This window comes from Paracraurococcus lichenis (assembly GCF_030657435.1).
Taxonomy (GTDB): domain Bacteria; phylum Pseudomonadota; class Alphaproteobacteria; order Acetobacterales; family Acetobacteraceae; genus Paracraurococcus; species Paracraurococcus lichenis.
The window spans coordinates 1-16,422 of the sequence record NZ_JAUTWS010000007.1 but is presented as its reverse complement, the minus strand read 5'-3'; the positions used below and the strand labels follow the sequence as shown (position 1 = coordinate 16,422).

18 protein-coding genes are annotated in these 16,422 nt (G+C 71.6%); 6 read left to right on the top strand and 12 right to left on the bottom strand.

Going from position 1 to position 16,422, the window contains the following annotated elements; translation table 11 throughout:
• The first annotated feature begins 183 nt into the window (after positions 1–183).
• Positions 184–1,215 carry a phytanoyl-CoA dioxygenase family protein gene (locus Q7A36_RS08925; RefSeq protein ID WP_305103334.1) on the top strand — a complete coding sequence of 344 codons (1,032 nt, stop codon included), beginning with the start codon at positions 184–186 and terminating at the stop codon, positions 1,213–1,215.
• Between the two features lie 59 nt (positions 1,216–1,274).
• Here the strand turns inward: Q7A36_RS08925 and Q7A36_RS08920 are convergent, their stop codons facing one another.
• The 8 genes from Q7A36_RS08920 to Q7A36_RS08885 all read right to left on the bottom strand — a co-directional run bounded on the left by Q7A36_RS08920 (position 1,275) and on the right by Q7A36_RS08885 (position 8,992).
• Positions 1,275–1,604, bottom strand: a complete 330-nt coding sequence (locus tag Q7A36_RS08920) for an FtsB family cell division protein (protein WP_305103333.1) — start codon at positions 1,602–1,604, stop codon at positions 1,275–1,277.
• Between the two features lie 83 nt (positions 1,605–1,687).
• Positions 1,688–2,920, bottom strand: a complete 1,233-nt coding sequence (locus tag Q7A36_RS08915) for a polysaccharide pyruvyl transferase family protein (RefSeq protein ID WP_305103332.1) — start codon at positions 2,918–2,920, stop codon at positions 1,688–1,690.
• 9 nt (positions 2,921–2,929) lie between these two features.
• Positions 2,930–4,207 carry a phosphopyruvate hydratase gene (gene eno, locus Q7A36_RS08910; RefSeq protein WP_305103331.1) on the bottom strand — a complete coding sequence of 426 codons (1,278 nt, stop codon included), beginning with the start codon at positions 4,205–4,207 and terminating at the stop codon, positions 2,930–2,932.
• Positions 4,208–4,302: 95 nt separating this feature from the next.
• Positions 4,303–4,593 (bottom strand): hypothetical protein, encoded by a 291-nt coding sequence (locus Q7A36_RS08905; protein ID WP_305103330.1) that lies wholly within the window; start codon positions 4,591–4,593, stop codon positions 4,303–4,305.
• Between the two features lies 1 nt (position 4,594).
• Positions 4,595–5,521 (bottom strand): hypothetical protein, encoded by a 927-nt coding sequence (locus Q7A36_RS08900; RefSeq protein ID WP_305103329.1) that lies wholly within the window; start codon positions 5,519–5,521, stop codon positions 4,595–4,597.
• Positions 5,522–5,682: 161 nt separating this feature from the next.
• Complete coding sequence (locus Q7A36_RS08895) at positions 5,683–7,317, bottom strand: CTP synthase (RefSeq protein WP_305103328.1); 1,635 nt, start codon at positions 7,315–7,317, stop codon at positions 5,683–5,685.
• A 257-nt stretch (positions 7,318–7,574) separates the two neighbouring features.
• Entirely contained in the window at positions 7,575–7,895 is a 321-nt protein-coding gene (secG, locus tag Q7A36_RS08890) for a preprotein translocase subunit SecG (protein ID WP_305103327.1), read from the bottom strand.
• 38 nt (positions 7,896–7,933) lie between these two features.
• A complete protein-coding gene (locus Q7A36_RS08885; protein WP_305103326.1) occupies positions 7,934–8,992 on the bottom strand; it encodes an apurinic/apyrimidinic endonuclease family protein in 1,059 nt (352 codons plus the stop codon).
• Positions 8,993–9,112: 120 nt separating this feature from the next.
• Between Q7A36_RS08885 and Q7A36_RS08880 the strand changes: the two genes are divergently transcribed.
• The gene (locus Q7A36_RS08880; protein WP_305103325.1) at positions 9,113–9,973 is read left to right on the top strand and encodes an SDR family NAD(P)-dependent oxidoreductase; all 861 of its coding nucleotides are present in this window, start codon (positions 9,113–9,115) and stop codon (positions 9,971–9,973) included.
• A gap of 15 nt (positions 9,974–9,988) precedes the next feature.
• Here Q7A36_RS08880 and Q7A36_RS08875 read toward each other — a convergent pair whose 3' ends face one another.
• The 4 genes from Q7A36_RS08875 to Q7A36_RS08860 all read right to left on the bottom strand — a co-directional run bounded on the left by Q7A36_RS08875 (position 9,989) and on the right by Q7A36_RS08860 (position 13,510).
• Positions 9,989–10,402 carry a Rieske (2Fe-2S) protein gene (locus Q7A36_RS08875; RefSeq protein WP_305103324.1) on the bottom strand — a complete coding sequence of 138 codons (414 nt, stop codon included), beginning with the start codon at positions 10,400–10,402 and terminating at the stop codon, positions 9,989–9,991.
• Between the two features lie 65 nt (positions 10,403–10,467).
• Complete coding sequence (locus Q7A36_RS08870) at positions 10,468–11,577, bottom strand: amidohydrolase family protein (protein WP_305103323.1); 1,110 nt, start codon at positions 11,575–11,577, stop codon at positions 10,468–10,470.
• Positions 11,574–12,638 (bottom strand): amidohydrolase family protein, encoded by a 1,065-nt coding sequence (locus Q7A36_RS08865; RefSeq protein ID WP_305103322.1) that lies wholly within the window; start codon positions 12,636–12,638, stop codon positions 11,574–11,576. Before Q7A36_RS08865 ends, Q7A36_RS08870 begins: the two co-directional genes overlap by 4 nt.
• Before the next feature lie 194 nt (positions 12,639–12,832).
• Entirely contained in the window at positions 12,833–13,510 is a 678-nt protein-coding gene (locus tag Q7A36_RS08860; RefSeq protein WP_305103321.1) for a winged helix-turn-helix transcriptional regulator, read from the bottom strand.
• Positions 13,511–13,588: 78 nt separating this feature from the next.
• Here Q7A36_RS08860 and Q7A36_RS08855 point away from each other — a divergent pair, with 78 nt between their 5' ends.
• The 4 genes from Q7A36_RS08855 (at position 13,589) to Q7A36_RS08840 (ending at position 16,391) form a co-directional block, all read left to right on the top strand.
• Positions 13,589–14,011: a VOC family protein gene (locus Q7A36_RS08855; protein WP_305103320.1), complete on the top strand. Its 423-nt coding sequence runs from the start codon at positions 13,589–13,591 to the stop codon at positions 14,009–14,011.
• A gap of 4 nt (positions 14,012–14,015) precedes the next feature.
• Positions 14,016–14,483 carry a VOC family protein gene (locus tag Q7A36_RS08850; RefSeq protein ID WP_305103319.1) on the top strand — a complete coding sequence of 156 codons (468 nt, stop codon included), beginning with the start codon at positions 14,016–14,018 and terminating at the stop codon, positions 14,481–14,483.
• A 30-nt stretch (positions 14,484–14,513) separates the two neighbouring features.
• Positions 14,514–14,936, top strand: a complete 423-nt coding sequence (locus Q7A36_RS08845; protein ID WP_305103318.1) for a YciI family protein — start codon at positions 14,514–14,516, stop codon at positions 14,934–14,936.
• A gap of 219 nt (positions 14,937–15,155) precedes the next feature.
• Positions 15,156–16,391 (top strand): FG-GAP repeat domain-containing protein, encoded by a 1,236-nt coding sequence (locus tag Q7A36_RS08840; protein ID WP_305103317.1) that lies wholly within the window; start codon positions 15,156–15,158, stop codon positions 16,389–16,391.
• The last annotated feature ends 31 nt before the right edge of the window (positions 16,392–16,422 follow it).

Here is a 16,422-nt window from a genome sequence, read left to right as displayed (position 1 = left end):
TTAACCGGATATCGGTTAACGCAATTCCGGTCGCGTCGGGAACCGTTGCGCGACGGCCCGCCAGCACGCAAGAACCAGGATGGTGACTGGGGTCGCCGCGCAGCTTTCGCCGGCCGTGGACAGGAGGATGCTCTTCCGCAATATCACCTCGCGATATCGCGTGACGGCAGGACAGGAGATCGGATGCCCGGCTGGGCCCAGTGGCTGCTCGCGCCAATCCATGCCTTGGCCCTCGCCAGCGGCGCCAAGAGCTTCGAGGCCAATCCCGTGCTCGGCAGCGCCACGCTCAACCGGTATGGCCTGCATATCGCGCGGAAGCGCCTTGCGTTGCGCCTGGGCGCACGGCGCCGCGCAAGCCTTGCCGATGCGCTGACGCCGGAGGAACGCGCGGCCTTCGACCGCGACGGCTTCCTGGTGATCCCGAACCTCCTGCCGCCCGCGGATTTCGAGGCCCTGCGGGCCGAGATCCTCGGCCATCGGACCGCGGCGCGGGAATTCGCCGACGGCTCCACCCTGACGCGGCTGATTCCGCTCGACGCGCGTGCGCTGCGCGACCTGCCGGCGGCGCGCGCCGCGCTGCTCGGCGCGCGCTACCAGGGGCTGCACGCTTATGCCGGCAGCTTCCGCAGCGCGCCGCATCTCTTCATCCAGACGGTGTTCAGCGGCGTGCGCGACGCGCCGGTCGATGTGCAGAGCCACTGGCACAGCGACACCTTCCACCCGACGGTGAAGTCCTGGCTCTTCCTGACCGACGTGGGAGAGGACGAGGCGGGTTTCACCTATGTCCCCGGTTCCCACCGCCCGACCCGGCGCCACCTGGCCTGGGAACGGCGGATCTCGGTCGGCGCCGCGACCTCGCCCGACCGGATGACGCGCGAGGGCTCGCTGCGGATCGAGGAGGTGGTGCTCGCCCGCCTCGGCTATCCGCCACCGCGCAAGCTGGCCGTCGCGCCGAACACCCTGGTCATAGCCGATACCAGCGGCCTGCACCGGCGGGGCCATGCCACGGGCGCGGCCTGCCGCATCGCTATCTGGGCCTATGGCCGCGGCAGCCCCTTCTGGCCCTGGCCGGGCGGCCTGCCGCCCCTGCCCGGCCGCGGCCATGCGGTGCGAGCCTTCTGGGCGCTGCAGGACATGGCGAGGCGGCTCACGCGCCGGCGCGGCGGCTGGCGCTGGGTGGGGGAGCGGACGCCGGCCATGCCGCCACCGGGCTGACCGGCGGCGGGAATCGCGCCACCTTCGTCACGGCCAGGGAAGGACGGCGCGGCGCCGCGTCAGTACAGCCGCTTGCCGGGCTCGTAGGGGATGACGAGTTCGTCCTTGCCGACGAGGTTCAGCAGCGCCCGCGCCCGCTCGTCGAGCTGGTCGCGGTCGATTCGGTCGCCGCGCAGGCCGGCGACCCGGCGCTCCATGGCGTCACGCTCGGCTTCGGCCTTCGTCAGCGCGTCGCGGGCCTGGGCGATGTCGGCCAGCTTCCGGTCGCGCGCCTCCAGCCCGAAATCGCCATGCTGGGAATGCCAGGCGAAATAGCCGCAAAGCGCCGCGAAGGCGACCGGCAGCATCGCATCGCGGACCCGGCGCTTGAGCGCACGGCCAAAGGACATATCCGGCACTTCCCCAGCAAGACCGGCCGCAGGGAATCAGCGGCAGCGGGATTTTACAAGAAGAATTGTATGCCGATCGTGGATCAGGCGCCAGCCCGAAGCGGCAGGTCGCGCAGCAACGCGCCCAGTTGGTGCAGCGCCATCTCTCCCGCTTGCAGCATCGGCCGGAAGCTGTCCCCGGCCAGCGGCGGGGGCGGGTTCTCCAGGTAGGGCCGGAGGTCCCGGCCGGCTGGGATGAAGCGGTCCGCCTGGCCCAGCGTGTCGAAGAGCACCCAGGTCTTGCCGACCGCCGCGGCCAGGCATGGCACCCCCGCGAGGAGGCCGGCGATGCAGCCGTGGTAGCGGGCGGACACGACCACCGAGGCGGCGGCGCAGAGCGCCTCGAGTTCCGCCCAGTCGGTCACGAAGCGGATGCCCGGCCAGCGCGCGGCGAGGTGCTGTTCCCGACACGGCTCAATGGCCGCGACGTCGCAGTCCGAGCCGAGCGCCGCGACCTGATCGAGGAACTGCGCCTCGGCCGCATCCTGGGCGTGCTTGACGATGCAGAGCGGCCGCGCGCCGGGGCGCGGCGGCCGGGGCGTCCCGCGCCCGGCCCGCAGCCAGGCCAGCAGGACCGGATCGGCCAGCCAATGCGCCTCCGGCATGGCCGAGAGCGAGGCAAGGTCGCGGCCCGACAGGAAGGCGGCGCCGGCCCGCAGCCCGTCCCAATGCGGCCCGAGCTGCGGCTCCTTCGGCAGCATGCTGTCGGCGCCGACGCCGACCAGGGCATAGGGCAGCGGCAGCCCGGCCAGCACCGCATGCCATTCGGGGTCGAGGAGCGGATGGTGGACCGCGCCGAACAACCCGCCGCCGCCGATCACCAACAGGTCGTAGAGGCGCAGCGTATCCGGGGCAGTGATCGCCTCGGCCGGCAGGCGGGAGGCCGGGTCGAAGGGGTAGTCGGGCGCCGCATCGATCCAGGAGACCGCGTGCAGGTGGAGCGGCACGCCCGCCGCCTGCTGCAGCAGCGCCGCAACAGCCTCCGCCTGGGCAGCATCGCCGAGATTGCCATTGCCGTAGGCGCCGAAGAGCAGGATGCGGCGCGCCCCGGGCGGGAAACCCGAGCGCCGGCGCCAGGCCTGCATGCGCGCCGCCGCCGCCGAGCGGCGCTGCCGCTCCCGCGCCTCGTCGGAGCCCGCAATCGTGGCGATCAGCGCGTCCAGGCTGCCATGGCGGGCGACATGCCCGGCCACGGCCTCCTCGCTCTCGGCCTCCCGGCCGAGATGCTGGCGATAGAGCGCCCGGACCAGCGCCGGCGTGACCGCCGGCCCGGTCACGCCCGCCGCTCAGCGGCGCAGGATGTTGCGCCCGGCATAGCGCGCCGCCGGGCCGAGCTGCTGCTCGATCCGGATGAGCTGGTTGTACTTGGCGAGCCGGTCGGAGCGGCTGAGCGAGCCGGTCTTGATCTGCCCGCAATTCGTCGCCACCGCGAGGTCGGCGATGGTCGCGTCCTCGGTCTCGCCGGAGCGGTGGCTCATGACAGCCTTGTAGCCGGCGCGATGCGCCATCTCGACCGCTTCGAGCGTCTCGGTGAGCGTGCCGATCTGGTTCACCTTGACCAGGATGGCATTGCCATAGCCGCCCTCGATGCCGCGGCGCAGCCGCTCCGGGTTCGTCACGAAGAGGTCGTCGCCGACGAGCTGGACCTTCTGGCCCAGCCGCTCCGTCAGCAGCTTCCAGCCCTCCCAGTCATCCTCGGACATGCCGTCCTCGATGGAGATGATCGGCCACTTCGCGCAGAGGGCGGCGAGGTAGTCCACCATGCCGCCCTGGTCGAGCGTCTTGCCCTCGCCCGCCATGACGTACTTGCCGTCGTGGAAGAACTCGGTGGAGGCGCAGTCGAGGGCGAACATGATGTCCTCGCCCACCTTGTGGCCGGCCGCCTCGCAGGCCTTGGCGATGAAGCCGAGCGCCTCGTCGGCCGAGCCGATGTTCGGGGCGAAGCCGCCCTCGTCGCCGACATTGGTGTTGTGGTGCGCGTCGTGGAGCTGCTTCTTCAGCGCGGCGAAGCACTCCGCGCCGATCCGCGCCGCATCGGCGCCGGTGCCGGCGGAGACCGGCATGATCATGAATTCCTGGATGTCGATCGGGTTATCCGCGTGCTTGCCGCCGTTGATGATGTTCATCATCGGCACCGGCAGGGTGCGGGCGAAGACGCCACCGACGTAGCGATAGAGGGGCTGGCCGAGGTCCTCGGCGGCGGCCTTCGCCACCGCGAGGGAGACCGCGAGGATCGCATTGGCGCCGAGGCGTGCCTTGTTCGGCGTGCCGTCAAGATCGAGCATGGTCTCGTCGATCCGGACCTGCTCGGTCGGGTCCATGCCGGAGAGGGCATCGAAGATCTCGCCCTCGACATTGGCGACCGCCTTCAGCACGCCCTTGCCGCCATAGCGGGCCTTGTCGCCGTCGCGCAGCTCGACCGCCTCATGCGCGCCGGTGGAGGCGCCGGAGGGGACGATGGCGCGGCCGACGGCGCCGCTGTCCAGGATGACCTCCGCCTCCACGGTCGGGTTGCCGCGCGAATCCAGGACCTCGCGGGCGATGATGTCGACGATGGCGGACATGCGGCTCTCCGGCTGGGGACTCGTGCGCCGCGCATAAGACGGGGCGCGCCGGGGGGCAAGGGGCTGCGCGGGGCCGCAAGCCATTGCGATGGCGGCTAGTCCGGGCCGCCGGAATCGCCGCCCTCGCCGGCATCCGCCTCGGAGCCGTGCCCGCCGGCGTCGCCCGCGCCGGTGCCGCCGCCCTCGGACGGACCAGGATCGCTGTCCGGTCCCTCACCCGCCTCCTCCACCGGGTTCCGCAGCGCCAGGCCGGCCAAGCCGGCGGCACAGGCCGCGAAGGCCCAGGCGGGCGCGAAGGGATGCAGGCCGAGCAGCGCGGCGACCGCCAGGCCCGCCACGGCCAGCAGGCCGCCGAGGAGCAGCGTGGTCCCGGCGGCGCGGCGCATCTCAGCCCCGCCGCGAGGCCTCCGCCAGGGCGCCGAGGCGGGCCACCGCGGCCTCGAAGGCGGCGACCTTCTCCTCGGCATCGGGGCCGCCGGCGACGAGGGCGGCCTGCGCGGCCTCCAGCCCGTCCAGCACCGCCGCCAGGGCGGCGAAGCTGCCCTGGGCGGGGTCCTCCTCCCGCAGCGCGGCGACGCTGCGGAAGATGGCATAGCGCTCCCCCGGGCCGAGTCGGTGATCGGCGGCGACGGAGGCGAGGAATCGGGCATGCAGGGCGTCGAGCCCCTCCCGCCGGGCCCGCAGGGCGCCGCGGGTCCCCTCCCCCGGCTGCGCCCCGATCACGGCCCGCATCAGGCCGGTAACGGCGGCGACATGCGGCGCGGCCTCCTGCAGCATGGCCTGCACCGTGGCGCCGGGGGTCGCGGCGATGCGGTCCGGCAGGTCGGAAAGCGCGGTGATGCCGGCGAGACCCACGCTGCGCACGGCCTCCGGCACCGCCGTGCCGCTCGTCGCCCGGACCGCCTGCAGGCCCTTCTCGGCGTCGCGGGCGAGCAGGGCGCCGGCGGGGCCGCCGCGGGGCTCGATCTCCCCGCCGCCGGCAAGCTGGGCGAGGCCATGGGCATAGTCGCCGAGGGCGGTGAGCGCGGGCATCAGCACCTGCCCGGCGGCGTCCGCGGCGCCGCTGCCGGCGGGCAGCAGGCGCGGCGGGCCGGCCTGGCGGCCGCCGGAGGCAAAGGCGATGGCGGCGTCCTCGCGCATGGCCAGGTGCTCGAAGGCATCCATGCGGAGGATCAGGGTATCGGCCTGCGGATCGGCCGCCTCCAGCGCCAGGCCGAAGCGCTGCGCCAGCGGCGCGGGAGGCGGATGGGCCGTGCCGGCGCAGCCGATGGCGGCGAGCGGGAGGAGGAGGACCAGGGCGCGGCGCAGGGACATGCAGGAACCGCCTTCAGGAAGGGCCGCCAGTGACGCCGGCCATGCCGCCGCCGTCAAGCGAACGATCGGTCAGGAGGCGGCAAGGCGGACCCCGCCGGGCGCCGGACCGTGCCCCCCAAAGGAGAACGATCCGGCCGTGGCCGATCGCAGGTGTCGCGGGCTCAGACCAGCCGGGCCTGCCGGACCGCGGCGCCGACGAAGCCGCGGAAGAGCGGATGCGGCTCGAAGGGCTTGCTGCGCAGCTCCGGATGGAACTGCACGCCGATGAACCAGGGGTGGTCCGGATATTCGACGATCTCGGGCAGCGCGCCGTCCGGCGACATGCCGGAGAAGCGCAGCCCGGCATCCTCGAGCTGGTCCTTGTAGTTGACGTTCACCTCGTAGCGGTGGCGGTGGCGCTCGCTGATCTCGGTGGCGCCGCCATAGACCTGCTGCACCAGCGACCCGTCCGAGAGCCGCGCCAGGTAGGAGCCGAGCCGCATGGTGCCGCCGAGGTCGCCGGCGGCATTGCGCCGTTCCAGCGCATTGCCGCGCAGCCACTCGGTCATCAGGCCGACGACCGCATGCTCGCAGGGGCCGAATTCGGTGGAACTCGCGCCCTTCAGGCCGACCAGGTTCCGCGCCGCCTCGATCACCGCCATCTGCATGCCGAAGCAGATGCCGAAGAAGGGCACCTTGCGCTCCCGCGCGAAGCGCACCGCTTCCAGCTTGCCGGCGGTGCCGCGTTCGCCGAATCCGCCGGGCACGAGGATGCCGCTCGCGCCCTCGAGCCGCGCCACGGCCTCGCCGTCGCGCTCGAAGACTTCCGAATCGACCCAGTCCAGCTTCACCCGGACATTGTGGGCGATGCCGCCATGCGCCAGCGCCTCGGCCAGCGACTTATAGCTGTCCAGCAGGTTGGTGTACTTGCCGACGACGGCGATGGTGACCTCGCCCTCCGGCTGCTTGATCGCGTGGACGATCCTCTCCCAGCGGCGCATGTCCGGCTCGCCATAGGCCGAGAGGCCGAAATGCCGCAGCACCTCCTGGTCCATGCCTTCCGCATGGTACTGCAGGGGCACGTCGTAGATGGTGCTGGCGTCGAGGGCGGGGATCACGCTCTCCGGCCGGACGTTGCAGAAGAGGGCGATCTTGCGCCGCTCGTTCTCCGGGATCGGCCGGTCGCAGCGGCAGAGCAGCACCTGCGGCTGGATGCCGAGGCCGAGCAACTCCTTCACGCTGTGCTGCGTCGGCTTGGTCTTCAGCTCTCCCGCGGACGGGATATAGGGCAGCAGGGTGAGGTGGACGAAGAGGCTGCGCTGCGGCCCCATCTCATTGGCGAGCTGCCGAATCGCTTCCAGGAAGGGCAGCGACTCGATGTCGCCGACCGTGCCGCCGACCTCGACCAGGACGAAGTCGTAGCCGTCGGTCTCGGCCTGGACGACTTCCTTGATCTTGTCGGTGATGTGGGGAATGACCTGGACGGTGCCGCCGAGATAGTCGCCGCGGCGCTCGGCCGCGATGACGTCGGAGTAGATCCGTCCGGTCGTCCAGTTGTCCGCCTTGGTCGCATGCACGCCGGTGAAGCGTTCATAGTGGCCAAGGTCGAGATCGGTCTCCGCACCGTCGTCGGTGACGAAGACCTCGCCGTGCTGATACGGGCTCATCGTGCCCGGATCGACGTTGAGATAGGGGTCCAGCTTGCGTAGCCGGACCTTGTAGCCGCGTGCCTGCAACAGCGCGCCAAGCGACGCCGCCGCGATGCCCTTACCAAGGGAGGAAACCACGCCGCCGGTGATGAATACGTACCGCGCCATGGGCGGCCTCCATAGCGCGCGCCGCGTGATGCCGCTAGCGGCCCGACGAGGTGCCGCCATGCGTGAAGGGGGGCTCTGCCCCCCTTGCACCCCCCGCCGGGGGGTCAAGCGACCCCCCGGACCCCGGCCTGAGTCCAAACGAAGACGGGGAGACCCCCGATGGGGTCTCCCCGTCTTCGTCAAACCCCTGGGATCCAAGGGCCTTAAGCCCTTGGCGGGTGGGTGCAGGGAGGGCAGCGCCCTCCCTGCCCACCGGATCAGCGCGTCGGCACGCTCGGCGCCGGGGCAGGCGCCGGCGCGGTCGGCGCGGGCGTGGCCGGGGCCGTGTCGAGGATCGAGCGCGGCGCGCCGGTGCCGCGGCCGAGCAGGGCAAGAGCCAGCGACAGCAGGAAGAAGGCCGTGCCGAGGACGGCCGTGGTGCGCGTCAGCAGGTTCGCCGTGCCGCGGCCGGTCATGAAGCCGCCCATGCCCTGGGAGGAGCCGATGCCGAGCCCGCCGCCCTCGCTGCGCTGCAGCAGCACGACGCCAATCAGCGCCAAGGTCACGAAAAGGTGAATGATGAGAAGGACGGTGGCCATGGGCTGCGGGCGATTCCGGAACGGAGAGGGCCTGGGTTCTAACCGCTGGCGAGGGCCGGCGCCAGTTTCGCCCGAGTCGCCTCCGCGGCCGCATCGCGCGCGGCTTCCGCCAGGTCGTGGCTGGCCAGGTTCTTGGCCTTCGCCTCCACCTCCAGGTCCGTCCAGGCGAGGTGGCCGAGGGCCCAGTCGTTGACGGCGCGGTTCCACATGCGGTCGGAGTGGCGGCGGAGCTCTCGCGCCGGGACGCCGGCGGCGCGGAGGGCCGCGTAGTTGGGCAGCATGTCCGGGTCGAGGCCGCCGGGCAGCAGGTCCTCCCGCGGGGCGCTGAGATGGCCGAGCGGGCGGGTGCCGCGCCAGCTTGCCGCGATGCGGGCAATGCGCGGGTCGTCGGGGGCGATGTGCTCACCCGCCGTGAAGCACCAGTGGTGATGCAGGTCGAACACGATCGGCAGCAGGTCCGCGAGCGGCAGGAGGTCGTCGAGGCCATAGGCGGTTTCGTCGTTCTCGACCGTCAGCAGGCCGCGCGTGTCCTGCGAGAGCAGGGCGAAGCCGCGGCGGAAGCCCTCGATGCCCGGGGCGCGGGCGCCGCCATGGATGTTGATATGCGCGCCCATGGGGTGCCAGCCGCCGGCGAGGCCGAGCCAGCGCATGACCTGCGTGTGGTAGTCCAGGTCCTCGAGGCTGTTGAGCAGCGCTTTCGGATTCGCCGTGGAGAGGACGCAGTACTGGCCGGGATGCATGGAGAGGCGAATCCCGGCCTCACGGGCGCGTGCACCGATGGCGGCGAGGCCGGTCTCGACCAGGCTGCGCAGCGCCGGCTCGGCATAGCGCGGGCGGGCGACGGGGTGGGTATAGACGGGCAGGACACTGCTGATGATGCGCAGGCACCGCTCGAGCGGCGGGGCGGCCGCCGCCTCCTCCACCTGCGCCGCGAGGGCTTCGAGGTTGCCCTGGACGAGGCCGAGCAGCTTCTCCGTCGCCTGCGCGGGCGAGAGGCGGGACAGGGCGGCGACGGTGGTGTCGCGGAGGTTCAGGGCGGTGGCCGGGCGCGGGTCGCCGGGCGGGGGAAGCCATTTGCAGCACCAGCCGATTCGCATGGGGGCGCGAACGCGGGGTGACAGGGCGGGTTTGCCGCGCGGCGGCGTCGCGCCACTCTGGCCGGGGCGGGAACCGGCGGGCCGGGATGCGTTGCCCTCCCCGCAGCCAGGAGACGAGCGATGACCCATCCCGCCCTTGCCCCGGACAGCGTGGCCGTGATCACGGGCGGCGCCTCCGGCATCGGCCTCGCCGCGGCGACGCGGCTCGCCGGGCTCGGCCTGCGCGTCTGCATCGCCGACCTCGGCGAGGATCGGCTGGCGCAGGCGGCTGAGGCCGTCGCGGCCGCGGCGCCGGGCGGGCGGTCGAGCGTGCTGGCGGTGCCCACCGATGTGAGCCAGGCCGAGGCGGTTGAGCGTCTGGAGGCGACGGTCCGCGAGCGCTTCGGCGGCACCGACGTGCTGATGAACAATGCCGGGGTGCAGCCCGGCAGCGCCCTGCCCGGCACCGCCGAGGCCTGGGCGCGGATCATCGGCGTGAACCTCTGGGGCGTGATCCACGGCACGCGGATCTTCATGCCCGGCATGGTGGCCCGGGGCCGGCCGGGGCTGATCATCAACACCGGCTCCAAGCAGGGGATCACCACGCCGCCGGGCGACCCGGCCTACAACGTCGCCAAGGCCGGGGTGAAGGCGCTGACCGAGGCGCTGCAGCACACGCTGCGGAACACGCCGGACTGCCGGGTGAACGCGCATCTGCTGATCCCGGGCTTCGTCTTCACGCCGCTGACGGCGAATGGAAGGACGGAGAAGCCGGCCGGCGCCTGGACGCCGGAGCAGACGGTGGAGTTCATGCTGGAGCGGCTGGATGCCGGCGATTTCTACATCCTCTGCCCCGACAACGACGTGCCGCGGGCGCTGGACGAGCGGCGCATCCTCTGGGCGGCAGGCGACATCGTGGAGAACCGGCCGCCGCTGTCGCGCTGGCATCCCGATTATGCGGAGGCGTTCAGGGCGTTCGTGGAGAGGGGCGGCGACGGCTGATTGCGCAAAGCTGGTTCACGCCTCCACCACCACATAGGCATCCTCGACCCGCACCGGGAACGTCTCCGCCGTGTACGGCCCCTCCACCAGCGCCGCGCCGCTCTCCACATGCGCCGGGAATTGCCTGACCTGCACGCGCTTCGGATCGAACCAGCTTTTCCCCGTGCGGATGTCGAATTCCCAGTAATGCCAGGGGCAGCGGATCATCTCGCCGCGGCGGGCGTAGTGGTAGACGCCGGGCTCGTGGCTCTCGACATGGCCGCTGACCAGCCCGGCGCAGAGGCTACCGCCCTGGTGCGGGCAGCGGTCGGAGAGCGCGTAGAACTCGCCCGCCAGATTGAAGACGACGATGCGCTTCCCCTCGGCCTCCACTAGCTTCCGCCCGCCCGGCGGAATCTCGGAGACAGGGCAGACGACCAGCTTGGGCACGGCAGACTCACAGAAAAAGGGTGGTGGGGTTCGGGGAGGAGGTTCTCCTCCTCCCCGATGCTGCGTCAAAGCCCGTACAGGGCTTTCGCATTCCCCCCATAAATCCCCGCCCGCCTCTCCTGCGGGATCGTCCCCGGCAGCGCCTGGCGCGGGTCGTCGAAGTCCCAGTGCGGGTAGTCTGACGCGAAGAGGATCCGGTCCCAGCCGATCCACTCGCAGATGTCGAGCAGGTGTCCGCCGCGCTCCGGCTCCTCCATCGGCTGGGTGGAGACCCAGATGTGCTGGCGGATCTGCTCGGAGGGCAGCCGCGTCAGGTGCGGCACCTCGGATTTCAGCGACTTCCAGGCATTGTCCAGCCGCCAGCCGACGCTCGGCAGCCAGGCAAAGCCGCACTCGATCAGGATGACCTTCAGCGCCGGGAAGCGCTCGAACACGCCCTCCACCACCAGGGAGATCACCTGGTTCTGGCAGGAGGTCGCGTGCTCGCTCACCTCCTCGATGTAGAAGCTCGGCCAGCCGCCATTCGTCATGGCCCAGCCGCTATAGCCGAAGGCGTGGAAGGCGACGGGCAGGCCGATTTCGGCCGCGGCCTCGTAGATCGGCCAGTAGCGCGGGTTGCCGCAGGGCTCGGCCGTGCGGCTCATCATCAGGACCTGGGCGAAGTTGGGGTCGCCGGCGCGCTTGCGGATCTCGGCTGCCGAGGCCTGCGGGTCCTCATAGGGGACGACGATGCTGCCGCGCAGCCGCGGCTCCTTGCGCAGCCAGTGCTCGAGCTGCCACTCGTTCACCGCATGCGCCATGGCGGCGGAGAAGGCGTTGTTGCGGTCGCCCTGCCCGCTCGGCTGCAGCGGGTTCAGCACGCCGACATCGATGCCGTAGTTGTCGAGCAGCTGGAAGCGCAGGAAATCGAGGTCGCTGGCCGGCGTGCCGCCATTGGGCGGCCAGGCGTCGCGGCGCGATGCCAGCGGCTGTGCCTTCGGGAAGGGCGGCTGGCCACCGGTGAAGCCGTGGCGCTGGCGCATGCCCCAGGTCTGCAGGTGCTGCCACCAGCGCTCGCTCATGAAGGGCCTGAACTCGGTGATCGACTTGGGCCGCGGGTGGATGTCCACGTCGATCAGGCCGAGCGTCGCGGCGGGCGGCTTGCCCGGCACCTGGATGGGCTGGATGACGTTCATGCGGGAACTCCCTCCCGGATACGGCTGTAGGTCTCAAGCGCGTTCTCGCGCAGCAGGTTCGGCAGCAACGCGTCGGGGAAGCCCGGCGGGATGGCGGCGTCGCCATCGAACTGCCAGTGCGGCCAGTCGGAGGCCCAGAGGAGCATCCTGTCCGACCGCAGGTGGTCGAGGACGCGCGGCACGGCCTCCGCCGGGGCGTCGAAGGGCTGCACGGTCAGGCGCACCTGGTCGCGGATGATCTCGGCCGGCAGCCGGTCCACCCAGGGGATCTCGAAGCGCACGCCCTTCCAGACCTTCTGCAGGCGCCAGAGGAAGGCGGGCAGCCAGGACACGCCGCTCTCCAGCAGCACGACCTTCAGCGCGGGGAACTTCACCAGCGCGCCCTCGGTCAGCAGGCTCGCCAGCGTGCTCTGGAAGCCCTGCTGGTTCGCCGCGTATTCCTCGAGATACCAGGAGGTCCAGCCCACCGAGGTCTGCGGGTGCCGGTAGGCGCTGCCGGCATGGATGCCGAGCGGCAGGCCGTGCCGCACGCAGGCCTCCCAGATCGGCCAGTACTGCCGCTTGCCCAGCGGGTCCTCACCGAGCGCCAGCGCCAGCACCTGCACGAAGCGGCGGTCGGGGGCGAGGCGCTCGATCTCGGCGACCGCCGCCTCGACATTCTGCATCGGCAGCACGATGGAGGCGCGCAGCCGGTCGTCGCGGTCCAGCCACTCCGCCCGCGTCCAGTCGTTCAGCGCCCGGGTGAAGGCGACCGCCATGTCCTGGTTGAGGACGAGCTGCACGCCATAGAGCGGGTTGAGGATCGCCGTCTCCGCCCCGAAGGCGTCCAGCGCCTGGGCACGCAACTGCTCCACCGTCTCCGCCCCGCGGCCGTTCGGGCCGCGCCAGTCCGCCCGGATGGTTTTCGGGGAGGCGACAGGCCAGGACTGGCTGTCGAGCGTTGTGATCCCCCGCTCCACCACCTGGTCCGCCCAGAAGGCGTCCATGTAGGGGGTCAGGGCCTTCATGCCCGGGACCATCGGATGGAGGTCGCAATCAATCGGGCGATACCCGCGCAGCATGCCGTTTCCCGTTCCCTCGGCCCCCTTGCCGGGGCCGGCTGGTATATCAGCCCCAACCGGCCTCGGCCGCAAGCGGCGGCTTGGTCGAACGACCATGGAACGCGGCACGCGCTGTCCGGGCCCCCGCAGCAGGGGGCTCTGCCCCCTGCACCCCCGCCGGGGGGTCAAGCGACCCCCCGGACCCCGGCCTGAGTCTATGCCTCGACCTTCGGAGGCAGCGGGAACCACCCGACGAAGCGCTCGGCCAGGGCGCGGTCGCCCGTGACCGCCAGCGCGCCTTGCACCTCCAGCACGTCCAGCGGCACGCCGCCATAGATCGCCGCCGCCATCACGGCCGGGCTGCCGGCGAAGACCACATCCGCCCCGGCGACCGACCCCGCCTCCACCAGGATCCGGCCATCGGCGACCTGCGCGATGAACGCCTCCTCGCCCAGGCGGAACCCGACCCGCGCCCGCAACCCCTCCGCCCGCGCCGGGTCGAACATGGTCCGCAGCGACAGCAGGAAGGACACCGCGCTGATCGGCAGCCTCGGATCATGCCGCGGCGACCGCGCCGCCCAGCGTCCCAGCGCCTGGAAGATCGGCTCGCTCTCCATCCCCCAGGGCGTCAGGGCATAGACCTGGACCCGCGCCGGCGGCGGCAGCACCCGCCGCTCCACCACGCCGATCGCCTCCAGCTCCGAGAGCCGCTGCGTCAGGATATTGGCGCTGATCCCCGGCAGGCTCGCCCGCAGGTCGCCGAAGCGCCGCGGCCCCAGCAGCATCTCGCGCATCACCAGCAGCGCCCAGCGATCGCCCACCAGGTCGAGCGCATGCGCAGCGCCGCAGGCATCCTCGTAGCGGCGCGGACGTGGCGGGGCTTCGCGAGGCATGTTTCCTGACATTGCAGTTGCTTTTCTTAACCAAAACGGCGAGGCTGTCAATGCCATGAGGGGGGAGAGGAACGCCCGATGCCGAAGCTGATCTTCGTCAACCTGCCGGTCGCCGACCTGCCGCGCGCCAGGGCCTTCTACGAGGCCATGGGCGCCCGCAACGAGCCGATGTTCACCGACGAGACCGCGGCCTGCATGGTCCTCTCCGAGACCATCCACGTGATGCTGCTGACCCATGGCAAGTTCCGCCAGTTCACCAGCAAGCGGATCCCGGACGCGAAGGAGACCTGCCAGGTGCTGCTCTGCCTCTCCGCGGCGAGCGCGGCGGAGGTGGACGCCATCGTCGCCCGCGCCGCGGCTGCCGGCGGCCGCGCCGATCCCGGCCCGAAGCAGGACCACGGCTGCATGTACGGCCGCAGCGTCGAGGACCCGGACGGCCATGTCTGGGAGGTGATGTGGATGGACCTCGCCGCGGTCAAGGCCGCCATGGGGAAGGCCTGACGCCATGGCGACGCTCGCACCCTGCATCTGGGTCCCCGGCCAGGCCGAGGAGGCCGCCGGCTTCTACCTCGCTGCCTTCCGCGCCGCCGGCCAGCCGGCCGAGCGCCGTGGCGAGATGCGCATGGGCGCCGAGGGCGCGCTCATCGCCGTCACGGTGGCGCTGGCGGGGCAGGAGATCATCCTGTTCAACCCGCCGGGCGAGGAACGCCCGTCCAACGGCATCTCCCTCTTCCTCACCTGCCGCACGCAGGCGGAGGTGGACGCGCTCTGGGATCGCCTGCTCGAGGGCGGCTCACCCATCTGCTGCGGCTGGCTGAAGGACCGCTACGGCGTCGCCTGGCAGGTCGTGCCGGGCGCGGTCGCCGAGATGCTGCGGTCGGCCGACGCGGCGCAGGCCGCGCGGCTGATGCAGGCGATCCAGGGCATGGTGAAGCTCGACCTGCCCGCGCTGCAGCGCGCCTGCGAAGGCTGACGTCGACGACACCTTCGGGGAGGCAGGACGATGCGCGTGATGGTGCTGGTGAAGGCGACCGAGGACAGCGAGGCAGGCACCCTGCCCTCAGCCGAACTGCTGGAGGCCATGGGCCGCTTCAACGAGGAGCTGGCCAAGGCCGGCATCCTGCTGGCCGGCGAGGGCCTGAAACCCTCCTCCCTCGGCAAGCGCGTGGCCTTCGACGGCGCGGCGCGCACGGTCAGGGACGGCCCCTTCCCCGCGACCGACGAGCTGGTCGCGGGCTTCTGGCTCTGGCAGGTCGAGGACATGGAGGAAGCGCTGGCCTGGGTGCGGCGCTGCCCCAATCCGATGCCTGGCCCGAGCGAGATCGAGATCCGCCCGCTCTACGAAATGGCCGATTTCGGCGAGGCGATGACGCCCGACCTCGCGGCGCAGGAGGCCGCGCTGCGGCAGCCGGTGGCGGGCGGCTGAGCGCCACGGTCCCGGCCGGTCCGGGCGGATTGTCGGTGCCCCTCCACCCATCCGCCCCCCTCTCGCGGCTGGGGCAGACGCAACCGTCTTCGCCGACGCCCGCACTCGCTCCGATCACGTCCGAGCCAGGAATGCCGCGGATCGGTACCACCGCTCCGGACATCCGGGGAATGCGGGCTAGAATATGCCGAAGCATAATCCATTGGTTGTGGAGAGGGAATGGCGTCGATTTCGGAGTCCGCTGCCCCGTCGCTCGGCGGCGCGGCGCAGATGCGGGTCACGTACAGTCAGGTCGTGATCGATCCGGCGCCCGACCTGGGCGGCGCCCAGCCGCTGGAGAAGGCCCTGGGCGACCTCAACCTCGATGGCCGGCCCGATGCCATCCTGGGCGCGGGGAATGCGGGCGGCGGCGGGCTCTACTGGTACGCATCGCCCGGCACGGGCGCGCTGACCGACCCCTGGGCCAAGCATGTCATCGCCGAGACCGGCGACTTCTACGAGGACATGGCCATCCTCGACGTCAACCGCGACGGCGCGCCGGACATCGTCGCCAGCGTCGATGACGGGCTGGCCTGGTTCGAGAATCCCCTGCGCCAGGGCGGCGATGCCGTGAACGGCCCCTGGACCCGGCACACCATCCGCACGGACGGCGCCGCCCACGCCATCGCGGTGGCCGATATCGACGGCGACGGCCGGCAGGACATCGTGATCGCCGGCAGCGTCGGCCGCGGCTCCCCACCCGCCATCCTGTTCCAGGACGGCCCGGATGCCTGGACGCAGCGGAGCTTCGGCCAGGTCGGCGACGGCATGGCCTTGCTCTCCATCGGTACCGGCAAGGGCGCCATCAACATCGTCGGCGGCGACGGCGACAGCGTCGTCTGGTACGAGAACCCGCGGGAGACCGGCGGCAATGCGCGGCTCGACGCCTGGGTGCCGCATGTCGCCGCGACCTTGCCGCACGCCTTCTACGACGCCTTCGCTGCCGGCGTGTTCACCCCGGGCGGCCGCATGGACCTGGTCGTCGCCAGCAGCGAGGACTACCCGGACAATCCCAGCGGACTCTACCGCCTCGTCGCACCCGCGGACCCGCGCCAGGCCTGGAGCATCCAGGTCATCGACCCGAGCTACACGGCGGTGCACCGGGTCAACCTGGCCGACATGAACCGCGACGGGCTGCTGGACATCGTCGTCGCCGAGCAGGAGCAGGCCCACAACAGCCCACCCGACTTCGACCAGGATTTCGGGCAGCAGCGCGTCGCGGTCTTCCTCAACCAGGGGAACGGCAGCTTCGCCGAGCAGCGCATCGCCATGACCGGGGGGCACAACCAGGTGGCCGTCGATGTCAATATGGACGGCTATCCCGACATCCTGAACGCCAATCACGGCGTGTTCGGCGCGCCGCATCCGCTGGAGCTCTGGGTGAGCCAGCCCGTCATGGCGGCGGACTGGCCCTGAGCAAACCCCTCGGGGTTTGCGCTGCGACAAG

What these genes read in the sequence shown, in the direction of transcription:
- Q7A36_RS08925 (WP_305103334.1), top strand. Translation starts at nt 184, where the DNA reads ATGCCCGGCTGGGCCCAGTGGCTGCTCGCGCCAATCCATGCCTTGGCC.
- Q7A36_RS08920 (WP_305103333.1), bottom strand. Translation starts at nt 1,604, where the DNA reads ATGTCCTTTGGCCGTGCGCTCAAGCGCCGGGTCCGCGATGCGATGCTG.
- eno (WP_305103331.1), bottom strand. Translation starts at nt 4,207, where the DNA reads ATGTCCGCCATCGTCGACATCATCGCCCGCGAGGTCCTGGATTCGCGC.
- Q7A36_RS08905 (WP_305103330.1), bottom strand. Translation starts at nt 4,593, where the DNA reads ATGCGCCGCGCCGCCGGGACCACGCTGCTCCTCGGCGGCCTGCTGGCC.
- Q7A36_RS08900 (WP_305103329.1), bottom strand. Translation starts at nt 5,521, where the DNA reads ATGTCCCTGCGCCGCGCCCTGGTCCTCCTCCTCCCGCTCGCCGCCATC.
- Q7A36_RS08895 (WP_305103328.1), bottom strand. Translation starts at nt 7,317, where the DNA reads ATGGCGCGGTACGTATTCATCACCGGCGGCGTGGTTTCCTCCCTTGGT.
- secG (WP_305103327.1), bottom strand. Translation starts at nt 7,895, where the DNA reads ATGGCCACCGTCCTTCTCATCATTCACCTTTTCGTGACCTTGGCGCTG.
- Q7A36_RS08885 (WP_305103326.1), bottom strand. Translation starts at nt 8,992, where the DNA reads ATGCGAATCGGCTGGTGCTGCAAATGGCTTCCCCCGCCCGGCGACCCG.
- Q7A36_RS08880 (WP_305103325.1), top strand. Translation starts at nt 9,113, where the DNA reads ATGACCCATCCCGCCCTTGCCCCGGACAGCGTGGCCGTGATCACGGGC.
- Q7A36_RS08870 (WP_305103323.1), bottom strand. Translation starts at nt 11,577, where the DNA reads ATGAACGTCATCCAGCCCATCCAGGTGCCGGGCAAGCCGCCCGCCGCG.
- Q7A36_RS08865 (WP_305103322.1), bottom strand. Translation starts at nt 12,638, where the DNA reads ATGCTGCGCGGGTATCGCCCGATTGATTGCGACCTCCATCCGATGGTC.
- Q7A36_RS08860 (WP_305103321.1), bottom strand. Translation starts at nt 13,510, where the DNA reads ATGCCTCGCGAAGCCCCGCCACGTCCGCGCCGCTACGAGGATGCCTGC.
- Q7A36_RS08855 (WP_305103320.1), top strand. Translation starts at nt 13,589, where the DNA reads ATGCCGAAGCTGATCTTCGTCAACCTGCCGGTCGCCGACCTGCCGCGC.
- Q7A36_RS08850 (WP_305103319.1), top strand. Translation starts at nt 14,016, where the DNA reads ATGGCGACGCTCGCACCCTGCATCTGGGTCCCCGGCCAGGCCGAGGAG.
- Q7A36_RS08845 (WP_305103318.1), top strand. Translation starts at nt 14,514, where the DNA reads ATGCGCGTGATGGTGCTGGTGAAGGCGACCGAGGACAGCGAGGCAGGC.
- Q7A36_RS08840 (WP_305103317.1), top strand. Translation starts at nt 15,156, where the DNA reads ATGGCGTCGATTTCGGAGTCCGCTGCCCCGTCGCTCGGCGGCGCGGCG.